Below are 17,960 nucleotides of genomic sequence, written 5' to 3' on the forward strand. Positions count from 1 at the left end.
CGCAGTGACAACGGGCGAAAGTCATGCGAGGCTGCCTCGGCAGCCGAAGCAATCCCTGTCCCGAGCGCTAGCGATGGTATCCCTCTCGCCAGGCGCCGGTGGCGCCATGGCGATCTACTCTTTGTTTTTTGGATTTTGCAAAGTCTCTTTACTTAATTATCGTTCCAAAAAGCCAATTTGAAAAGAGTTAAATGCACCACTATACCAGCTCCCGGAAAACTAAGTTTGATAATAAAAGTCCTTTTCGGCTAAGACGCAGTCTATCCTTTTCTAAAATTAAAAGTCCATTTCTTACCAACTTTTCAATAATTTCTCCATAGTAATCAAGCACATCAAAATCGAAGCGCCTTTTAAATTCCGACAAACTTATGCCTTTAAGTAACCTTAAACTGAGGATCACTGCTTCGCGAAACCTGGCCTCGGCGTCTAAAGTTTCTTCATCACGAGGAGGGAAATGTTCCTGCCTCAAGGCCTCAAGATACCCAACAAGATTTTCCTGATTTTTAAAGCGCTTGTTTTCTAAAAAGGAAGCGCCTCCCGGGCCTAAGCCTAGATATGGGCGCGCCTGCCAGTAAAAAAGGTTGTGCTTACACTGATACCCGGGTTTGGCGTAGTTGGATATTTCGTAATGCTCAAAACCTTTATCTTCTAAAAAGTCGTGAATAAGCCAGAAAAATTCGATTATTTGTTCTTCAGGCAAAAGGGTAATCTTTTTCCGCTTTATAGCCTGCCATAGCGGGGTGTCTGGTTCAGGGGTCAGTTCATAACAGGATACGTGTTGCGGTTCAAACGAAAATAAAAGTTCCAATTCGTGTTCTAGCTCTTTTAAAGTTTCGCCCGGCCAGGCATAAATCATGTCCAGAGAAAGATTACTAAAGCCTGCTTTTCTGGCAAGGGAAATGGCTTTTTGGGTATCGTCAACCGAATGCCTGCGGCCAAGGGCCTTTAATCCTTTTTCCGTAAAACTTTGGGCGCCAATGCTTATACGGTTAAAGATTTTTCGGTAGTCTGATAAGGCCTCAAAAGTTAAGCCCTCGGGGTTTACTTCTATAGTGGCTTCTTCTGGCCTGAAGTTTAAACTGGCCTTTAAAAACGCAAAAAGTTCTTGATAAAAAGCAGGCGGGATAAGCGAAGGTGTGCCGCCACCCACGTAAAAGGTTACAAATTCGTAAGTTTCAACCAGCGGCTGCCAAAGACTAATTTCTTTTTTCAGGGCGTGAAGAAATTCTTTGACTGGAATTTTTTCTGGATCAGGGAAGGGCAGGGAATAAAAATCACAATAAGGGCATTTGGTACGGCAAAAGGGGATGTGCACGTAAAGAGCAGCTTCTATCCCCAACCGCCTCCTCCAGGGGTGCGTATCTCTATTACGTCACCAGGAGCAACTTTAAGGGTTACTTTTCCAGGAAGCTTACGTTTGCGACCTTCTTTTTCTAAGATGTTCTGACCACGGCGGCCGGGCTTCCCTCCGTAAAGTCCATAAGGGGCCAGGCGTCGCCTTTCCGAAAGAATAGTCACGGTTAATGGCTTTAGAAAACGAAAGCGCCTTATAAGGCCATCGCCGCCTCGAAATTTGCCTGTCCCCCCGGAGCGAGCACGCAGGCCATATCTTTCTACCAGCACGGGGAATTCCCTTTCAAGGGCTTCAATAGGGGTATTTAAGGTGTTGGTCATGTGGGTGTGCACGCCAGAAAGCCCTGGCTTCCCGGGCCTTGCGCCCATGCCTCCCCCTATGGTCTCGTAATAAGAAAAGTCTTCAGTACCAAAGGCAAAGTTGTTCATGCTACCACAGGAAGCCGCGGGTATTTCTTCAGGTATGGCCTGGGCTAAGGCCCCTAAAATAGTATCTACGATTCGCTGTGAAGTTTCTACGTTTCCAGCAGCTACTGGAGCAGGGTAGCGGGCGTCAACCACGGTTTCTGGCTCGGTAATAACCTCTAACGGTTCAAAAGCCCCCTGGTTTTGCGGAATATTTCCCCGCGCCAGGGCAAAAAATACGTAGTAAACTGCAGCACAGGTAACCGCATAAACAGCGTTTAGTCCCGTGGCCACCTGGTGGGCGCTGCCTTTAAAATCAATAATGGCCTTCTCTCCTTTGATGTTTACCCGCACTTTAATGGGAATGGGTTCTTTATTGAGTCCGTCATCATCTAAAAAATCTTCAAAATAATAAGAACCATCAGGAATTTCTTGAATTAGGGTTCGCATGTAAATCTCACTGTGATTGAGAAGCATGGCCAGCCGTTCTTTAAGAAAAGAAAGGCCGTACCTGGAAATAAGTTCTTTTAGACGCAGCTCCCCGCGGTGGAGGGCCGCGATCTGGGCCCTTAAATCGCCCTCACGTTCAGCCGGGTTTCTCACTTTCCTCAAGAAATCGCGAAAGAAAGTTTCATTTAGTTCTCCGGTTTTGATGAGTTTTTGCGGGCGAATGAGAACACCTTCTTCTTCAATGTGAGTGGCAAGCGGCATAGAGCCTGGGGCCTTTCCGCCTACATCGGCGTGATGGGCCCTGACCGTAAGATAGAAGGCTATTTCTTCTCCGTGGTAAACCGGTTTTATCAGGGTGATGTCTGGCAGATGGGTGCCGCCAGCGTAAGGGTCGTTGGTAATAGCCACATCTCCTGGATTCAAAGTAAGTGTCTCCCGCACCGCGGCTAGGGTGTGAGGCATGGCCCCAAGGTGCACGGGTATATGAGCGGCCTGGGCGATAAGACGGCCTTTTCCATCAAAAATGGCACAGGAAAAGTCCCGCCGCTCTTTGATATTGGCCGAGAAAGACGACTTTTGCAGCACTATGCCCATCTCTTCAGCAATGGCTGAAAGCAAGGAATTGAATATAGTGATTTCTATTTCTTCACGCATTTAAAGCTCTCCGGCTACTTCTTTATGAAGACGCTCAAAAAATTTTTCCATAAAACGGTAGCGTTCTTCGGCCAGACGACGGCCTTCTTCAGTAAGCAAGTGGTCTTTAATTCTAGAAAGCTTGAGTTTGAATTCCCGCCAGGCCGTATCTTCTCGGGAATAAGATTCGGTCTTAGAAAGATCAACTTCGGGGTTATGGAGCCTTGCTCCCACTTCCCCGGCAAAGAGAAAGGCCCGGCCAATGCCTACGGCCCCCAGGGCATCAAGTTTATCCGCATCAAAAAGGACTTTGGCTTCAAGGGTTTTAGGCCGCACTTTGCTCCGAAAACGATGGGTGGCTATGGCCTCAGCTACCTTTTCAATGAAATCAGCCGGCAATTTGTAACGGGCAAGTATTTTCTTTACCTGTTCAGCCCCGTAAGCGGCGTGGCACACTTGGCCTTTGGTGCGCTTTTCTTCAGCCCGGCCTATATCGTGAAAAAGCGCGGCTACTTTAACCACGTCAAGGTCTGCTCCTTCTGCCTTGGCCAGGTGTTCAGCCAGGCGTAAAACGCGCATTACGTGGTCAAACCGATGGCTTCCGCCGTTTGCCTCGTAAAGGCGTTCAGCTTCCTTTAGCAAATTTTTCCAGAGTTTTTCGTTTACGATTCCCACTAAAAAGATTAGTAACAAGAGAGAACAAATTTGCAAATGGGTAGGAAGTTTATGGCTCAAAAAAGTTTGTTTCCTAAAAAATTACCATTTAAAGATGATAAAGACCCCATCTTCGTTATTGACGGGAGTTCTTTTGTTTACCGGGCTTACTATGCCATAAGAGGGCATCTATCAAACCGCAAAGGGCTCCCAACCAAGGCGGTCTTTGGGTTTACCCAGATGCTTTTAAAGCTTTTGCGTGAGATGAACCCTGAGTATGTGGTGGTGTGCTTTGACGCCAAAGGGCCTACTTTTCGCCACGAGATGTACAAAGAATACAAAGCCAACCGCCCACCCATGCCAGATGATCTTTCCGTCCAGATTCCCTATATCAAAGAGGTAACCAGGGCCTTTGGAGTCCCTATTCTTGAAATAGAAGGCTTTGAAGCTGACGATCTCATCGCCGCTATTGCCACTCGTATGGAAAGACCAATTGTCATCGTTGGTGGAGATAAAGATTTGTTCCCCCTTATTTCAGAGAAAGTTGTCATGTGGGACCCCATGAAAGACGAACTGATTGACGAAAGCTGGATAAAGAAACGTTTTGGCATTGAACCTAAAAAGCTCCTTGATGTAAGGGCCCTTGCCGGCGATAGCATTGATAACGTGCCAGGGGTTCCGGGTATTGGTGAAAAAACGGCCCTAAGGCTCATAAAAGAATACGGTTCCCTTGAAGAAGTCCTTAACCATGCCGAAGAAATAAAACAAAAGCGCTTGCGTGAAAACCTCATCAAACACGCCGGAGACGCCCTTATTTCCAAAAAACTGGTTGAGCTTGAGGCCAAAGCCCCAATCCCCCTTGAGCCTGATTTTTACCGCAAACGGCCATTAAATGCCCTAAAACTAAGGGAACTCTTCCTTGAGCTTGAATTTAAAAAGCTCTTAAAGGAACTTCCAGCTACTAAAACCCTTTCGTATGACCAGTACGAGCTGGTTCTTGACCCGGATAAAGTAAAAGAAATTGTAGAAAAGGCCAAAGGGGCCGAAGTGGTGGCTATTGACCTTGAAAGTGATACGAAAGACCCCATGCGTGGGAAAATAGTAGGGGTCTCGCTTTGTTTTAACCCGCCCAAAGCCTATTATTTCCCTTTTAGACATGAAGGCCTTGAGGCCCAAAAGCAGCTTCCCTGGGAGGCCTTTACTCATCTGGCCAGCCTCATTGAAGACCCCTCAGTTAAAAAGATAGGCCACAATATCAAGTATGACTTGATTATTCTTGCTCGCTACGGCGTAACTTTAAAGGGCCTTGAAGGGGATACCATGCTGGCTTCGTATCTCCTTGATCCAACACGTCGTACCCACGGCCTTGATGAGCTGGCCGAAGAGGTCCTGGGGCATACCATGATTTCTTACAAGGAAGTGACTAAAGAACTGGCCAAAGGAGAGAGCTTTGCCAGGGTCCCTCTTGAAAAGGCAAAAGTTTACGCCTGTGAAGACGCCCACGTTACCTATCTGCTTTATCAATATTTCTGGCCCAAACTCAAAGAGGAAAGCCTCTGGAAGGTCTTTACGGAAATTGATCGACCTTTAATAGAAGTTTTGGCCCACATGGAAATGGTAGGTATTAAGATTGACACCGCCTATCTTAGAGGACTTTCGCGAGAAATGGCTGAAAAGTTAAAGGAGCTTGAAGAAAAAATTTACACCCTGGCTGGTGAAAAATTTAATATCAATTCCAGCAAACAACTGGGCCAGATTTTATTTGAAAAGCTAAAACTCCCTACGGTTAAAAAGACCCCAAAAAAAACGGCCTATTCAACGGATAACGAAGTATTAGAGGAACTTTCTGCGGTCCACGAACTTCCGCGTCTGATACTTGAGTATAGAACTCTGGCTAAACTCAAATCTACTTATGTTGATGCCCTCCCGAAGATGGTTAATCCTGAAACTGGTCGTCTTCATACTTCCTTTAACCAGACGGTTACGGCCACTGGAAGACTTTCAAGCAGTGACCCTAATCTTCAAAATATTCCTGTGCGTGGTGAAGAGGGGCTTAAGATTCGCCAGGCCTTTGTGCCGGAGGAGGGCTTTCTTTTTCTCTCAGCTGACTATTCTCAGATTGATCTGCGAGTTTTAGCCCATTACTCGGGAGATGAAACCTTGATTAAGGCCTTCTGGCAGGGGGAAGACATTCACCGGCGCACGGCTGCAGAAATTTTTGGTATCCCGCCAGAAGAAGTAACTCCTGAGATGCGGCGTATGGCCAAGACTATAAACTTTGGCATTGTTTACGGCATGAGTCCTTACGGTCTGGCGAAAGAACTCAAAATTGGCCGCCGTGAGGCCAAGGCCTTTATTGAGCGCTATTTTGAACGCTACCCAGGTGTGAAACGCTATATGGAACAAATCGTGGCTGAAGCCCGAGAAAAGGGCTACGTGGAGACCCTTTTCGGACGCAAAAGGCCTCTTCCTGACATCAATAGCCCTAATCGTACGGCGCGCGAGTTTGCCGAGCGCACGGCTATAAACACTCCTATTCAGGGGACAGCCGCTGATATTATCAAGCTCGCCATGATAAAAATTCACCGGATTTTTAAAGAAAAAGGCTTTGGGACAAGGATGCTTCTTCAGGTGCACGACGAACTTCTTTTTGAAGTGCCTGAAAAAGAGATTGAAGAAATCCAGCCAATTGTCCGACAAATCATGGAAGGAGTGGTTGAATTGAAGGTTCCTCTAAAAGTAAACCTGGCAATAGGGAAAAATTGGGCAGAGGCAAAGGCATGAGCTGGCAGTATTTTGACCAGGGCTACGAACGCACTACAGACAAAAGAATTATAGAGATTTTGCTAAAAGATTTGAAAGAAAACGCCTACTGGGTGCAGTTTGCCACGGCGGGTTTCCGTTCTGGGCCGACTATTTTGGTTAAAGTTAACAAAAATAGACTCTTTTTTGACTTGCCTCGCCCCTGGCGCGATGACTTAAAAATAGCCAGGATTATCTATCAAGACGGCGATAAGATTCATCATTCCTTCAAAGTTAGGATATTGGGTACTGATTATGAAGAGAATCTGGTCATCACTGATGTTCCTAAAGAATACTTCCGTCTGGAGAGGCGCCGCTTTTATCGGGTAAGCACCCCTGACGGTTCTAAAGCTACTTTTGAATACAAAGGGAAGGAATATACCGGAGACGTGGTTGATATAAGTGCCTGTGGCACGGCCATTGTTCTTCCTAAGAAGGAAACCCTTGCTGTAGGTGATTTGATTGAAAATCTGGTTTTAAATTTGAACCTTTCGGCCAATAAGCCTTATGACCAGGAGCTACGGGTGGCCAAGGCCAGGATTGCCCGTGAAGTGCCTCGCGGACCTAAAAAACTTTACGGCATTGAATTTCTTTTTGAAAACGAAAGGGAAAGAGAACCCTTTTTGCGTTACACCATCCGCCGCGAAATAGAACTGAGAAAGCCCTAAATTTTTGCATAGCTAATATTCTACCTGTGGTGAGAGGAGAGGCCCTAGGTGTCAATGGTCAAAAAATTTTGGGTAACAGCCATTTATCCTTAGCCCTTAGCCATAAGTCCTTAGCCATTCCGTCACTGCGAGGAGCGAATGAGCGACGAAGCAGACCCTGAGATTGCTTCGCCTCTGATGGGGCTCGCAATGACACCCCTCATTGTCACTGCGAGGAGCACCCTCTTCTGTCACTGCGAGGAGCACTCCCACCCGTCACTGCGAGCGTAGCGAAGCAGTCTCTAACGGTTATGCGTAGTATAGCTTCACTTTGGCTCTCACGATGTCTTTTTATCTTTTTCGCGTAAATGCCAGAGTAGGTTGCGGCAAAAACCCTGAATAATACGCACTTCCTGCGAAGTTAATTCTAAACGCGAAAGAAACCGCCTTATAGTAGTCATCCAGAGGGTAACGTTATCATGGGGCACGTAATCAATGGCCTCAAGGGTTTCTTTCAAAAGGCGATACATGGGTTCAAGCTCAGCCGAGGTAGCAAGCTTTGGCTTTTTAAAAGGAACTTCTACTTCCTGATTAAAAAGCTCATAAAGGATAATGACCACGGCTTGGGCTACATTTAAAGAAGCCGCTTCAGTAGTAGGAATGGTTACCACCCGGTGGCAATGGTAAAGGTCTTCATTGGTAAGACCCCAGCGTTCGTTGCCGAAAAGTATAGCGATTTTATTGTTTTGAGAAAGAGTAACCAGGTCAGGAGCTGCTTCTCTTATGGTTTCAAAAACCTTGCGCTGGCGGCCAAGGCGAGCGGTAGTACCTACAACGTAGTTAAAGGGAGCCAGGGCTTCTTCCAGATTTTCAAAAATTTTTATGTTTTCAAGAACAGGTAAGCCACTTTTGGTGGCCATGGCTTGCATCTTTTCCCGGTCCAGACTTTTAGGCTTTACCACTATGAGGTCTTTTACCCCAAAATTAGCACAGGCCCTGGCGGCTGAGCCTATGTTTTCAGGATATAAGGTCTCTACCAAAACTACCGCTATGTTTTCCATTTTAGCGGTAGTTCTTTGTGCTCGTGGGCGAATTTGCATACTTACCAGCGGATAAGGGCGCTCGCCCAGGTGAAGCCACCACCAAAGGCCACCAAAAGAACCAAGTTTCCTGGTTTAAGCCGGCCTTCTTCTTCGGCTTCAGCTAGGGCTAAGGGGATACTTGCCGCTGAGGTGTTGCCGTACTTGTGAACATTTACATAGACCTTTTCCCGCGGAAGTCCGAGTCTCTCACGCAGGGCTTCAATTATTCTGATATTGGCTTGATGAGGCACTACCAATGCCAAGTCATCTGGTGAACAATTGTTCTTTTGAAGGGCCTCAAGGGCTACTTCTTCCATGGCCCTTACCGCGTGTTTAAAAACTTCTCTTCCTTGCATGCGGATGAAGTATTCTTCTCGTGGTAAATCATCACTGCAAGGGGGATAAAGAGAGCCACAGCCTTTTATGGTCAAAAGATGCCAGAGGCTTCCGTCAGCGTGGAGGTGAGTGGACAAAACCCCTCGGTTATCTTCTGGCCCAGTCAAAACCGCGGCCCCTGCACCATCACCAAAAAGTACACAGGTGGTGCGGTCTTCCCAGTTGACTTTGTGGGAGAGCACTTCGCTACCGATAACCAGGATTTTTTTACTAGGGTCAACTCTTATGAATTGGTCAGCGATGGAAACACCGTAGATGAACCCAGAACAAGTGGCTGCTACATCAAAGGCGCCGGCATTTTTAGCACCAAGCTGGTCCTGTACCAATACGGCCACTGAGGGCATGAGATAGTCAGGCGTCAAGGTAGCCACAATGATTAAATCCAGTTCTTCAGGGGCAATCTCTGCCTTGGCCAGGGCCTTTTTAGCCGCTTCTACGGCCAGTTTGCTATTTGACTCCCCAGGCCCTACGATATGTCTTTCTTTTATGCCTGTGCGCTGGGTAATCCATTCGTCACTGGTGTCAACCATTTTTTCAAGGTCCTGGTTAGTCAAAACTCGTGACGGAAGAGCCACCCCCAACCCTTTGAACATAGCACCAGTTTTCATTTTTCACTAACCTGCTCTAAATTTTTAGATTGAGATTCAGCCTCTAGGGCTTCTTTAATTTTATCGGTAATATTTTGTTTAACAAAACCAAGGGCCGTGCGCAGGGCATTTTTAATGGCCTTGGCGTCTGAACGGCCGTGGGTAATTATCACCTCTCCATTAACACCTAAAAGTGGAGCGCCGCCTCTCTCACGCCAGTCAATAAATTTTTTGAATTTTTTAAGGGCAGGTCTGGCCAGCGTAAAACCAAGGACGGCTAATTTGTGTTTCTTGATTTCTTTGGCCATCATGGTCATCAAAGTTTCAGCTAGACCTTCAGAGAGTTTTAAGCACACGTTTCCCACAAAGCCGTCACAAACAATGACTTCTACGTCTCCGCGGAAAAAATCACGCCCTTCAATATTGCCAGCGTAGTTAAGCCTGCTCTTTTTTAAGAGGTCATGAGTTTGTTTAACTAAAGTGTTGCCCTTGCCGCTTTCTTCACCAATGGAGAGAAGACCAATTCTAGGGGATTTGTAACCGAGGATCCTTTCGGCAAAGACGTTTCCCATGTAAGCAAATTGCAAAAGATGACGTGGTTTACAATCCACATTAGCCCCAGAATCAATGAGTACAGCGTAGCCTTTTATGGTAGGGAGCACGGTGGCAATGGCTGGTCTTGAAACGCCTTTTAATCGTCCCAGTACAAAAAGGGCGGTTACCAGTACGGCTCCGGAATTCCCCGCGCTTACTACAGCTTTGGCCTCTTGCTCTTTTACCAGTTCAAAGGCCTTTCTAATAGAAGAATCGGGCTTGTTGCGGAGGGCCTCTATAGGAGACTCATCCATGCCAACTATTTGGCTGGCAGGGACTATTTTTAGACGCTTATGGGATTTTTTTTTGAGAAGAGGGGTTAAAACCTCGGGTTTACCTACCAGATAAACCCCTAATTCGGAAAATTCTTTAACTGCCCAGAGCGCTCCTTCTATCGTGGCCTGGGGGGCAAAATCACCCCCCATAGCGTCTAAGGCTACCCAAATAGCCACCTTCTAAAGCTCCTCTTCCTCCATGCTCAAGAATACTTTACCCCGATAAGTGCCACATGAAGGGCAAACACGATGAGGAAGTTTGGGTGACTTACACTTGGGGCACACGCTTACCGCTGGCGCTTTAAGACTTTTGTGAGCCCGACGCATACCACGACGAGAACGAGAAGATTTTCTCTTAGGTACTGCCATTTTTGCCGAACCTCCTTTCTTCCAAAAACTAGCCAGATGAGGCCATAAGCTTCTTTAGAACTGCAAAGGGGGATTCTCGCACGTCTCTTTTACATTGGCAAGCCCCTTCGTTCAAATCTTTACCACAAATAGGGCAAAGACCTTTACATTTCTCATGACAGAGCTTACGCATGGGAATGGCTAAAAGTATCTCTTCACGGACCACTTCATCAACCTCTATGGTGTGACCATCAAAAAAGATGACGTCAAGGTCATCTTTAGTAAGTCTCAACTCTTCCTTCATGCGGGAAAGTACTGCCCGCGGTTCAAGGAGTACGTCGATTCTTCCCTTGATAGGGAAGGAAAATTCTTTGAGACAGCGGTCACACGGAAGGGCTACTTCGGTCTCTACCTGCCCGGTAACTTTTACATCAATTCCCCAGCGCTGAAGGTGAACACTGGCCCGGATAGGCTTTAAAATGGGGTAGCAGTCTTTTATCAGGTCACCCCGTTTGTCTTCAAAGGCTATGTCTAACCCTTCAGGGGGAATATCTTCAAATTTAATTTTTAATTCGTCTCTATTCATAGCTTTAACTTTTGTCACAGAACAAATTGAATTCCTTTAGAAGCTTCTAAGAGGAATGATTCTATTTTACTGCAATTTTACTCGAAATAAACCCCTGTAACTTTTTTGTCACGGATGGTTAGGATACCTTTTCGGCAGATTAAGTGATATTTGTGAGGGTTTTGTAAATGTTTCTGTGGAGAAGCCCCGTAAAGGGGCCTCTCGCTAGAATTTATATCTTACATCTACGCTGAATATGTGTGTGTCGCCATCATATTGACCATCTAGATTTCCGTATTCATTTCCAGGCGAGCCTGCCGGTGGCGTAGATGTCTCTTCCATTATGAGATAAGTATAGGCGGCGTCTAATTCCAAGTTGCCCTTCAGGTATCCCACACCGATGTTAAATAGATGGCGATCGCTAGTGGGGAGTTCGGGACCGCGGGTGTAATCATCTATGGGTGAAGGGTCATAAACGTAGCCAAAGCGTAGCTTCCATTGAGGCTTAAGGGCATACTCAGCTCCTAAACGTATGGCCCAGCGATCATGCCAATTTTTTTCATCTACTTTGGTGCCCTCTATTCCAAGGTATGGTAAATATTCGAATTTGTAAGTTAGCTTTTCATACGCAGACCAGCCACTCCAGAGGAGATCAGCACTCAATATCCAGCGGGGAACTATAGTAGTGGCCACGCCAAAAGAAAAAGTGGCCGGTAAAGTGAGAAGTACCTCTCCTTTACCGTTTATGAATTGAGCAGGTAATAGCGTGCTATTATATAAAAATTGAGGATTGGGAGGTACATTTTGATAGGTTACCTTTCCATCTAAATCCAGATCTATTTTGGAACGATAAATAAGGCCAAAAGTGGTATGCTTCCAGGGTTTAAAGGTAAGGGCAGCCAGCCAGCCACTGGCATAATCATCTCCTTCAAGTTTTGATCTAACGTCTCCTGTTGTGGTTAAGAGAGCTTTCTCCATTTCGGCATCGGCGTAAACTAGCTGGGCTCCAACGGCTATTGAAAGCTTGTCATTCAATTTAAAAGAAATACTCGGTACCCAGAAAAAAGTCTTAAGGCTGGTATAATCAGCGTCGTATCTACCTGGCCAATCATTAGGCCAATCAGTTGCAAGCCCATACGGAAGGTTAAAAGAAAAAGAAAGAGAAACTCTATTATTTACCGGAAAAATTCCATAAAAAAATGGCAGAGGATGCACGTGTTTTACCATTTCGTATTCTTCGCCAGATTTATCCTTATAAGTAAAAGAAGGTTTTACCAGCGCCATTCCGGCCAGCATCTCTGGCCCAGAAAAGAAAGCTGCGGCTGAAGGGTTGTACCAGGCAGATTCCACCATGTCGCTTCTGGCAGTAACCGCCGCTCCAAGACCCATTACCCGAGCAGAACCTTCATTAAAAAGCTGAAACCCTGCTCCCCAAGTACAAGTATTGCCCACAGATAACAATAAAATAGCCAAAAACAAACCTAAACTCTTTTTCATAGCCCCTCCTAATTAGGTTTTAGGACTTTTTAAAAGCAAAAATAAAGGCTTTGTCAATAAACCCGATTAGACTTTTGTAATTTAATTTTGCCTGTCCCCCGAAAACCCTAGAAGTTTACTAAAGATTAGATATTAAAAATTTTTTTGAAAGAATTAATTTTTAAGATATTTTTGGGTTGACCTGAGCGTATTTTTACCATAAGAAACTAGAAAGATTCTTAGTCTTCCAAACCAAGAAGATATTATTGTAAAGGAGGGTGTTTATGAACAAGGCCGAATTGGTCAATCGCATGGCTGAAATTGCGGATTTGCCCAAGGTTACAGCTGAAAAGGCTTTAAATGCTTTTATGGAAGCGGTGACCGAAGCCCTTAAAAATGGAGACAAGGTTACCCTAGTAGGTTTTGGCACTTTCACCGTAGTAGAAAGGGCTGAAAGGATGGGCCGTAACCCCCGCACAGGTGAGCAGATTAAGATTCCTGCTCGCAAAGTCGTCAAGTTTAAGCCTGGTAGCAAATTAGAAGAAGCCGTAGGTTAATTCAAAACTTTTAGTAGGCGAGGGGAATCAAAGCCCCTCGCTTTGCTTATCCTCGGTGAAAATGGACCCCAGCTAAAGCAAAGATTTCTTTGGCTTTTTCAATGAGAAAAAGCTTCTGGGCTGGAGTAGCTGGAGCAATACACTCGCAGCGCATACTCTTGAAATTGCGTACTAAAAATTCAAAGCTAATAAAGTCCTCTCCTATTTCTACGGCAAAGTAGTGCGGCCCACATTCTTTATGTTTAATCTGGATAGGAGCTAAAATGTTTTCAGGTATTTCTATCCAGTAGAGCCCGCCTATTGGCGAAGGTTTTGTTTTCTCTTGAAGGACTTTTTCCAGTTTAGCCACTTCTTCCTGATTTAGGTTATCTACCACGAAGTTTTGCATCTTCTACTCCTATTTGTGAATTTCCAAGTTTTCAAGTTGTTTCAAGCCTTGTTACCTGCGCCTACCAGAATATTAGATTTCTTGTCAATTAGGGACACCACGAGGGGCTCGAAAGTCCTGACGAAGTGCCCCCTAAGACTGCTTCGCTACGCTCGCAGTGACAATGAGAAAATGTCATTACGAGGAGTGAGAATGCGCGACGAAGTGACCCAGCCGGGTCATTACGAGGAGGCCCGTAGGGCCGACGAAGTAATCTCACAGGCTGAGATCGCCGCGACGCCATTTGTGCATCGCCACAAGGACTGCTTTGGTATCTAGATCTTTCGCTTCGCTCAGGACAAGGGCTGAAAAATTTTTTAAACATTTTATTTTGCCAGTTTTTCACTTTTATTTTTAGTCTTAAATGGCCCAACTTTTATATTAATAGCTTTCCCTTTGCGTAAAATTGTTATGAGCACATGGTCATCAGGTTTTTTTACGGCCAGTATGGCTTTTAGGTCAGCTAGGTCGTTTATGTCCTGTTTATCAGCTTTTATGATAACGTCTCCTTCTTTTAGCCCTGCCTTTTTAGCTGGGGTGTCGGGAAAAACTTTTTTGATGAGGAGGCCATTAGGCTTTTCTTCTATCAGGACACCAAGTTTGGCCGCAAAAGGGGCCTCTTTGGGCTCAGGGAAGAGCACGTAATCGGCCATGGCTGGGTTAAGGGCTTCTTCAGGCCCTAAAAGGATGATGGCGTAATCTTTTATGCCTCTTCTGGCTACACGAGATGGAATTCCGTAGCCGTAAACAACATGGCCGCTTCCTACCAGAACAACCATTTGTTTATCGGGATGCTTCTCAAGATAATTGACAATGCTCTGGGCCATGGTTTCGTCCCACACAAGCTGGGCTTCGTAAAACGTCTCAAAATTTTTTATCTTACCACTGCTATTTTCATGATGTTCAAAAACAAAACGCAAAAATTCTTGGTAGGCTAGATTTTGGCGGTCAATTTCGGGAACCTGGGCCTTTTCTTCAGGAGAAAGGGCGCCTATGCCTTCTTTGGCTACTTTATCCGTTATTTCCTTGGGAGCGTTTAAAGCTACCAACGGAATCTTATTTTCGCGGGCGTAGTCAATTATGGGCTTATATAGCTTCCAGTTATAGCCCCATCTTTTGAAGTATTCACTCTGGCGCAAGAATTCATCTTCACCTATGCGTCCGGCAATGTAGTCGTCAAGAGCTTGCTGGAAGGGGCGCTGGAACATCTCCAAACCTATGGCAATGGGACGGCCGTGTTCGTGTAACCATTTGATGATTTCCAGCTGAGCCAGGTGCTGTTCATAGCGATCGTGCCGTTCTCCTAAAAAGATGACTTTTTTTAAAGAAACAGCTCTGGCAATACTTTCTATGGAATTGAGTTCTTTCAAGGCCAATCCTTTTACATCAAAGTCTAAATTTACTTTTATCCCTTTTTCAAAAGTCGGTTCTATTTTGGTTGTTAAAACACCGTTATTAGAACAAATTCCTTGATAGCGGCCAAGATGTTCCAGTTTGTGAAGCACTCGTTGAATCTCCTGAGTGCTCGTGGTTTGAGCAAGAGCAATAATCTGAGACGGATTTTCCGGGTTTTCTACAGTGAGCAAATAAAAATTGCCTTCGGCCTGGGGAAAAAGGTTTTTATATTTCTCTGGAATAGTATCCAGATACACAATGTTTTCCGTTACTTCGTCAGGAGAAATAAAGTTAGGGCTTAAAATATAGCCTCGCTTTTCTAAAAACGAGACGAGCGGCTTGTAGCGATCAAGAATTATTTGGCTAGGAACAACGATAAAGCCTTTTCTACCGAAGAGTCGTGCCAAAACCGGAGGAAATTCGGGTTCAGTCAGGATTCTGGCCAAATCATAATTTTGGTCTAGCACGGCCTTAAGGGGTTTTCCTTTTATTTTTACATCGAGCCTTGCTTGCGGGCCGGAAATTTTAGCTTGTATGGACTTTGTTTCTTTTTCGGAAATCACTTCCACCGGCACGGATAGCTGATAATAAGGTTTTTCCTGGGTTACGCGCAAAGCCACCAAATATTCGTCATTTTTTAGGGGAATAACCCTTTCTTTGACAAGGTTTAGTTTGGGAAGGCCTGTTCGCTCAAGCCATTCGCTGAAGAAAGTATGCAGATTGGAATTGGTTTCTTTTTCAAAGGCCTTTTTGATGTCTTCCCAGGAGGCGTATTTAAAGAGATTTTCCTGGTAAAAAAGCTTTAGCCCATCAAAAAAGGCCTTGTCTCCCAATTTTTGGCGAAGCATGTGGAAAAAGAGCGCTCCCTTTCCGTACCCAATGGCCTGAGAGGCCCGGTCTTTACGGCCGATAAACATTTTCAAGGGGAAATCTCTTTCAGGGGTAACATAGCTTTGATAATTAACCAGTAAGCGATGTCTGTATAACGCACCTTCTCCTTTCTTTTCCGCCAGGCGATGGTCAGCCAGGTAAGTAACCAGGCCTTCACTCCAGTTTCCTTTAGACCAATCCACATAAACTCCGCAACCAAACCAGTTATGAAGGATCTCGTGGGGAAGCGATGTCTCGCGGATAAAAGGCAAAGGTAATAAGCGGCTGCCTATGAGGGTAAAAGTAGGGAAGGCGTAGCCGGTTTGAAAAATATTTTCTACTACGGCAAAGCGGCGGTAAGGATAGGGGCCAATCAGGGATTCATATTCGTTTATAGTTTTTTTTATCTGGTTAAGATAGGCCTGGGCCAGGTTGGCGTTTTTTTCAAACAAATAAACGGCAAGGGTCAACTTTTTATATTTTTCCTGGTAGGTAAAATAAGGGCCAGCCACGAGGGGTGGCCTTTCCTGAGGATGTTTAAAAACAAAATGATAAGTATTTTTCCTGCCGGATTTTATTTTGATTTCGTCACTTGGAGCTATGGCTACAAACTTTTTGGGTAAGGTTATTTTTATATCGTAGTGGGCCAGGCCTTCTACAGACGGGAACCAGTTTCCGGTAAGCACAATAGCCCTTTCAGAAATAATATTGGGAAGATTCGTAAATCTGGCTGAAAATTCAATTTTTAAGTGCTGGGGCGAATTAGATGGAGAAAGATTTATATATTTTTGGGGCGGAGAGATACGTTTCCCGTTTATATAAAATTTTTTAACTTTTAAACCCGAAAGATTAAGCGACACATCTTGGCCAGGGGGAGTTTTAATTTCGGCCTTTCCCTCTATGAGATTTTTTTCAGGTTTTAGTGAGGCTTCAAGTGAGACAAAAGGAATTAAAAGGGATTTCGCCTGGCATAGGCCGGGAACCAGTAACACAAATAAAAAAAGAACTACGAGCATTTGAAGTTTTTTGAATAGATTTTTCATTTTTCACCCCTTTAAAATTGTTATTATAGGGAGCACAACACAAATGATTATTTTCTACCCTGTTACGGCAAGTAGCCAACACCCATTCCGTCACAGCGAGGAGCTATCTCCCCCAAATCGTCACTGCGAGGGGCCTTTCCCTTTCTGTCACTGCGAGCGGAGCCTTCTCCATTCTGTCACTGCGAGGGGCCTTTCTCACCTGTCACTGCGAGTGGAGCGAAGCAGTCTCTTGGATGAGAGATCGCCACGGCGACTGTGTCGCCTCGCGACAAGGATTGCTTCGGCTGCTAACGCAGCCTCGCAACGACAAAATAAAGGGCGCGGCTCGCAATGATAGCCCCCTACTTGTCACCGAGAGGAGCCTTCTCCATTCTGTCACTACGAGGAGGCTTCCCCAACCGTCACTGCAAGGAGCGCGTATGCGCGACGAAGCAGTCTCATAGATTACTTCGCCGGCTCTGCAGACCTCTTCGTAATAGCACAGCTGGGCTACTTTGTCGGTCCTGCGGGCCATTTTGTAATGACCCCGTCTGGGCACTTTGTTTATAAGCAATGACAAAATTACTTCGCCGTAATAACTGCGTTGCCTGGCAATGATGTTTTGTAATGTAAAAAATGCTTTCATGATTGGAAAGATTTTAATTTAATATTTGAGCTAAGTATAGGGGCAAGTTTGTTAATGGGTTGCCATTTGCCATCGGCTATCAACTATAGTATCACTGCGAGCTAAGCGCAGTAGTCTCAGGGATTGCTTCGGCTGCTAACGCAGCCTCGCAACGACAAAATAAAGGGCGCGGCTCGCAATGACACCCCCACCCGTCACTGGGAGGAGCCATCTCCCCAAATCGTCACTGCGAGGAGCCGAAGGGAGATCCCTTCGCTGGCGCTCGGGACAGGCGAAGCAGTCTCTCAAATTTTTAAAGTTGCAGGAAATGTTTGCTTAGCTATAGTGGAAAAATATGGAAAACTGCAAACTACCTGATTATTCAAATATTCCCGAAGAGGCTTTACAAATTGTTTCAGAAACTAAAACTATCGCTTTGGTAGGGGCCAGTCCTAAAGAAGAACGCCCGAGTCATCAGGTAATGAAATACCTTCTGGAAAAGGGATTCAAAGTCATCCCGGTAAATCCCGGCCAAAAAGAGATTCTCGGCCAAAAATGTTATCCTTCCATTTCGGCTATCTCTGAGGGAGAAAAAGTTGACACGGCCATTATTTTCCGAAGGTCTGACCTGGTTCTTCCTATTGTAGAGGAGGCCTTGTCTAGAGGGATAAAAAACATTTGGCTCCAGGAAGGCATTGTTAATGAAGAAGCCCAGAAGCTAGCCCATCAAAAAGGCGCCCGCATCGTCATGAACCTGTGTTTCAAGAAAGTCCATTTAGCGGGTGCTTCTTAAATGT

At 45.4% G+C, this 17,960-nt stretch carries 16 protein-coding genes; 5 read left to right on the top strand and 11 right to left on the bottom strand.

From position 1 onward, the window contains the following. Positions 1-199: 199 nt before the first annotated feature. From hemW to THEIN_RS08750, 3 genes are read right to left on the bottom strand one after another with little or no spacing between them, the layout of a single operon-like run. Complete coding sequence (hemW, locus tag THEIN_RS08740; RefSeq protein WP_013908313.1) at positions 200-1,339, bottom strand: radical SAM family heme chaperone HemW; 1,140 nt, start codon at positions 1,337-1,339, stop codon at positions 200-202. After that, the gene (locus tag THEIN_RS08745) at positions 1,330-2,862 is read right to left on the bottom strand and encodes a hydantoinase B/oxoprolinase family protein (protein ID WP_013908314.1); all 1,533 of its coding nucleotides are present in this window, start codon (positions 2,860-2,862) and stop codon (positions 1,330-1,332) included. The genes hemW and THEIN_RS08745 overlap by 10 nt, the downstream gene beginning before the upstream one ends. Next, entirely contained in the window at positions 2,863-3,576 is a 714-nt protein-coding gene (locus THEIN_RS08750) for an HD domain-containing protein (RefSeq protein ID WP_217125038.1), read from the bottom strand. Here THEIN_RS08750 and polA point away from each other — a divergent pair. Further along, positions 3,568-6,279 (top strand): DNA polymerase I, encoded by a 2,712-nt coding sequence (gene polA / locus THEIN_RS08755; RefSeq protein WP_013908316.1) that lies wholly within the window; start codon positions 3,568-3,570, stop codon positions 6,277-6,279. The genes THEIN_RS08750 and polA overlap by 9 nt on opposite strands. Continuing rightward, entirely contained in the window at positions 6,276-6,965 is a 690-nt protein-coding gene (locus THEIN_RS08760; RefSeq protein WP_013908317.1) for a flagellar brake protein, read from the top strand. Before polA ends, THEIN_RS08760 begins: the two co-directional genes overlap by 4 nt. A gap of 317 nt (positions 6,966-7,282) precedes the next feature. Here THEIN_RS08760 and THEIN_RS08765 read toward each other — a convergent pair whose 3' ends face one another. The 6 genes from THEIN_RS08765 to THEIN_RS08785 form a co-directional block, all read right to left on the bottom strand. Beyond that, positions 7,283-8,044 (bottom strand): RNA methyltransferase, encoded by a 762-nt coding sequence (locus tag THEIN_RS08765; protein ID WP_148236953.1) that lies wholly within the window; start codon positions 8,042-8,044, stop codon positions 7,283-7,285. A gap of 2 nt (positions 8,045-8,046) precedes the next feature. Next, positions 8,047-9,030, bottom strand: a complete 984-nt coding sequence (locus THEIN_RS08770) for a beta-ketoacyl-ACP synthase III (protein ID WP_013908319.1) — start codon at positions 9,028-9,030, stop codon at positions 8,047-8,049. Next, entirely contained in the window at positions 9,027-10,049 is a 1,023-nt protein-coding gene (gene plsX / locus THEIN_RS08775) for a phosphate acyltransferase PlsX (protein ID WP_041435300.1), read from the bottom strand. The genes THEIN_RS08770 and plsX overlap by 4 nt, the downstream gene beginning before the upstream one ends. A gap of 9 nt (positions 10,050-10,058) precedes the next feature. Next, entirely contained in the window at positions 10,059-10,247 is a 189-nt protein-coding gene (gene rpmF / locus THEIN_RS12070; protein WP_013908321.1) for a 50S ribosomal protein L32, read from the bottom strand. Between the two features lie 28 nt (positions 10,248-10,275). Beyond that, on the bottom strand, positions 10,276-10,812 hold the full coding sequence (locus tag THEIN_RS11735; RefSeq protein WP_052299065.1) for a YceD family protein: 537 nt from the start codon (positions 10,810-10,812) through the stop codon (positions 10,276-10,278). Between the two features lie 204 nt (positions 10,813-11,016). Then, positions 11,017-12,288 carry an OmpP1/FadL family transporter gene (locus THEIN_RS08785; protein ID WP_013908323.1) on the bottom strand — a complete coding sequence of 424 codons (1,272 nt, stop codon included), beginning with the start codon at positions 12,286-12,288 and terminating at the stop codon, positions 11,017-11,019. Positions 12,289-12,551: 263 nt separating this feature from the next. On the opposite strand from THEIN_RS08785, the gene THEIN_RS08790 reads away from it, so the two are divergent. Beyond that, complete coding sequence (locus tag THEIN_RS08790) at positions 12,552-12,824, top strand: HU family DNA-binding protein (RefSeq protein WP_013908324.1); 273 nt, start codon at positions 12,552-12,554, stop codon at positions 12,822-12,824. Positions 12,825-12,870: 46 nt separating this feature from the next. On the opposite strand, the gene THEIN_RS08795 is transcribed toward THEIN_RS08790, so the two are convergent. After that, the gene (locus tag THEIN_RS08795; RefSeq protein ID WP_013908325.1) at positions 12,871-13,212 is read right to left on the bottom strand and encodes a hypothetical protein; all 342 of its coding nucleotides are present in this window, start codon (positions 13,210-13,212) and stop codon (positions 12,871-12,873) included. Between the two features lie 192 nt (positions 13,213-13,404). Here THEIN_RS08795 and THEIN_RS12485 point away from each other — a divergent pair, with 192 nt between their 5' ends. Beyond that, entirely contained in the window at positions 13,405-13,530 is a 126-nt protein-coding gene (locus THEIN_RS12485) for a hypothetical protein (RefSeq protein ID WP_013908326.1), read from the top strand. 47 nt (positions 13,531-13,577) lie between these two features. Here THEIN_RS12485 and THEIN_RS11740 read toward each other — a convergent pair whose 3' ends face one another. Continuing rightward, a complete protein-coding gene (locus THEIN_RS11740; protein WP_013908327.1) occupies positions 13,578-16,559 on the bottom strand; it encodes a ChaN family lipoprotein in 2,982 nt (993 codons plus the stop codon). A gap of 959 nt (positions 16,560-17,518) precedes the next feature. Between THEIN_RS11740 and THEIN_RS08810 the strand changes: the two genes are divergently transcribed. Beyond that, the gene (locus THEIN_RS08810; protein ID WP_013908329.1) at positions 17,519-17,956 is read left to right on the top strand and encodes a CoA-binding protein; all 438 of its coding nucleotides are present in this window, start codon (positions 17,519-17,521) and stop codon (positions 17,954-17,956) included. The last annotated feature ends 4 nt before the right edge of the window (positions 17,957-17,960 follow it).

The sequence above is a fragment of the Thermodesulfatator indicus DSM 15286 genome (genome assembly GCF_000217795.1).
Classification (GTDB): Bacteria; Desulfobacterota; Thermodesulfobacteria; order Thermodesulfobacteriales; family Thermodesulfatatoraceae; genus Thermodesulfatator; species Thermodesulfatator indicus.

Excerpts from the sequence above, each read along its gene's own strand:
- THEIN_RS11735 (WP_052299065.1), bottom strand. The coding sequence starts at position 10,812 with ATGAATAGAGACGAATTAAAAATTAAATTTGAAGATATTCCCCCTGAA.
- THEIN_RS08760 (WP_013908317.1), top strand. The coding sequence starts at position 6,276 with ATGAGCTGGCAGTATTTTGACCAGGGCTACGAACGCACTACAGACAAA.
- THEIN_RS08810 (WP_013908329.1), top strand. The coding sequence starts at position 17,519 with ATGGAAAACTGCAAACTACCTGATTATTCAAATATTCCCGAAGAGGCT.
- THEIN_RS11740 (WP_013908327.1), bottom strand. The coding sequence starts at position 16,559 with ATGAAAAATCTATTCAAAAAACTTCAAATGCTCGTAGTTCTTTTTTTA.
- THEIN_RS12485 (WP_013908326.1), top strand. The coding sequence starts at position 13,405 with ATGCGCGACGAAGTGACCCAGCCGGGTCATTACGAGGAGGCCCGTAGG.
- THEIN_RS08795 (WP_013908325.1), bottom strand. The coding sequence starts at position 13,212 with ATGCAAAACTTCGTGGTAGATAACCTAAATCAGGAAGAAGTGGCTAAA.
- THEIN_RS08770 (WP_013908319.1), bottom strand. The coding sequence starts at position 9,030 with ATGAAAACTGGTGCTATGTTCAAAGGGTTGGGGGTGGCTCTTCCGTCA.
- THEIN_RS08785 (WP_013908323.1), bottom strand. The coding sequence starts at position 12,288 with ATGAAAAAGAGTTTAGGTTTGTTTTTGGCTATTTTATTGTTATCTGTG.
- rpmF (WP_013908321.1), bottom strand. The coding sequence starts at position 10,247 with ATGGCAGTACCTAAGAGAAAATCTTCTCGTTCTCGTCGTGGTATGCGT.
- THEIN_RS08790 (WP_013908324.1), top strand. The coding sequence starts at position 12,552 with ATGAACAAGGCCGAATTGGTCAATCGCATGGCTGAAATTGCGGATTTG.
- polA (WP_013908316.1), top strand. The coding sequence starts at position 3,568 with ATGGCTCAAAAAAGTTTGTTTCCTAAAAAATTACCATTTAAAGATGAT.
- THEIN_RS08765 (WP_148236953.1), bottom strand. The coding sequence starts at position 8,044 with ATGCAAATTCGCCCACGAGCACAAAGAACTACCGCTAAAATGGAAAAC.
- THEIN_RS08745 (WP_013908314.1), bottom strand. The coding sequence starts at position 2,862 with ATGCGTGAAGAAATAGAAATCACTATATTCAATTCCTTGCTTTCAGCC.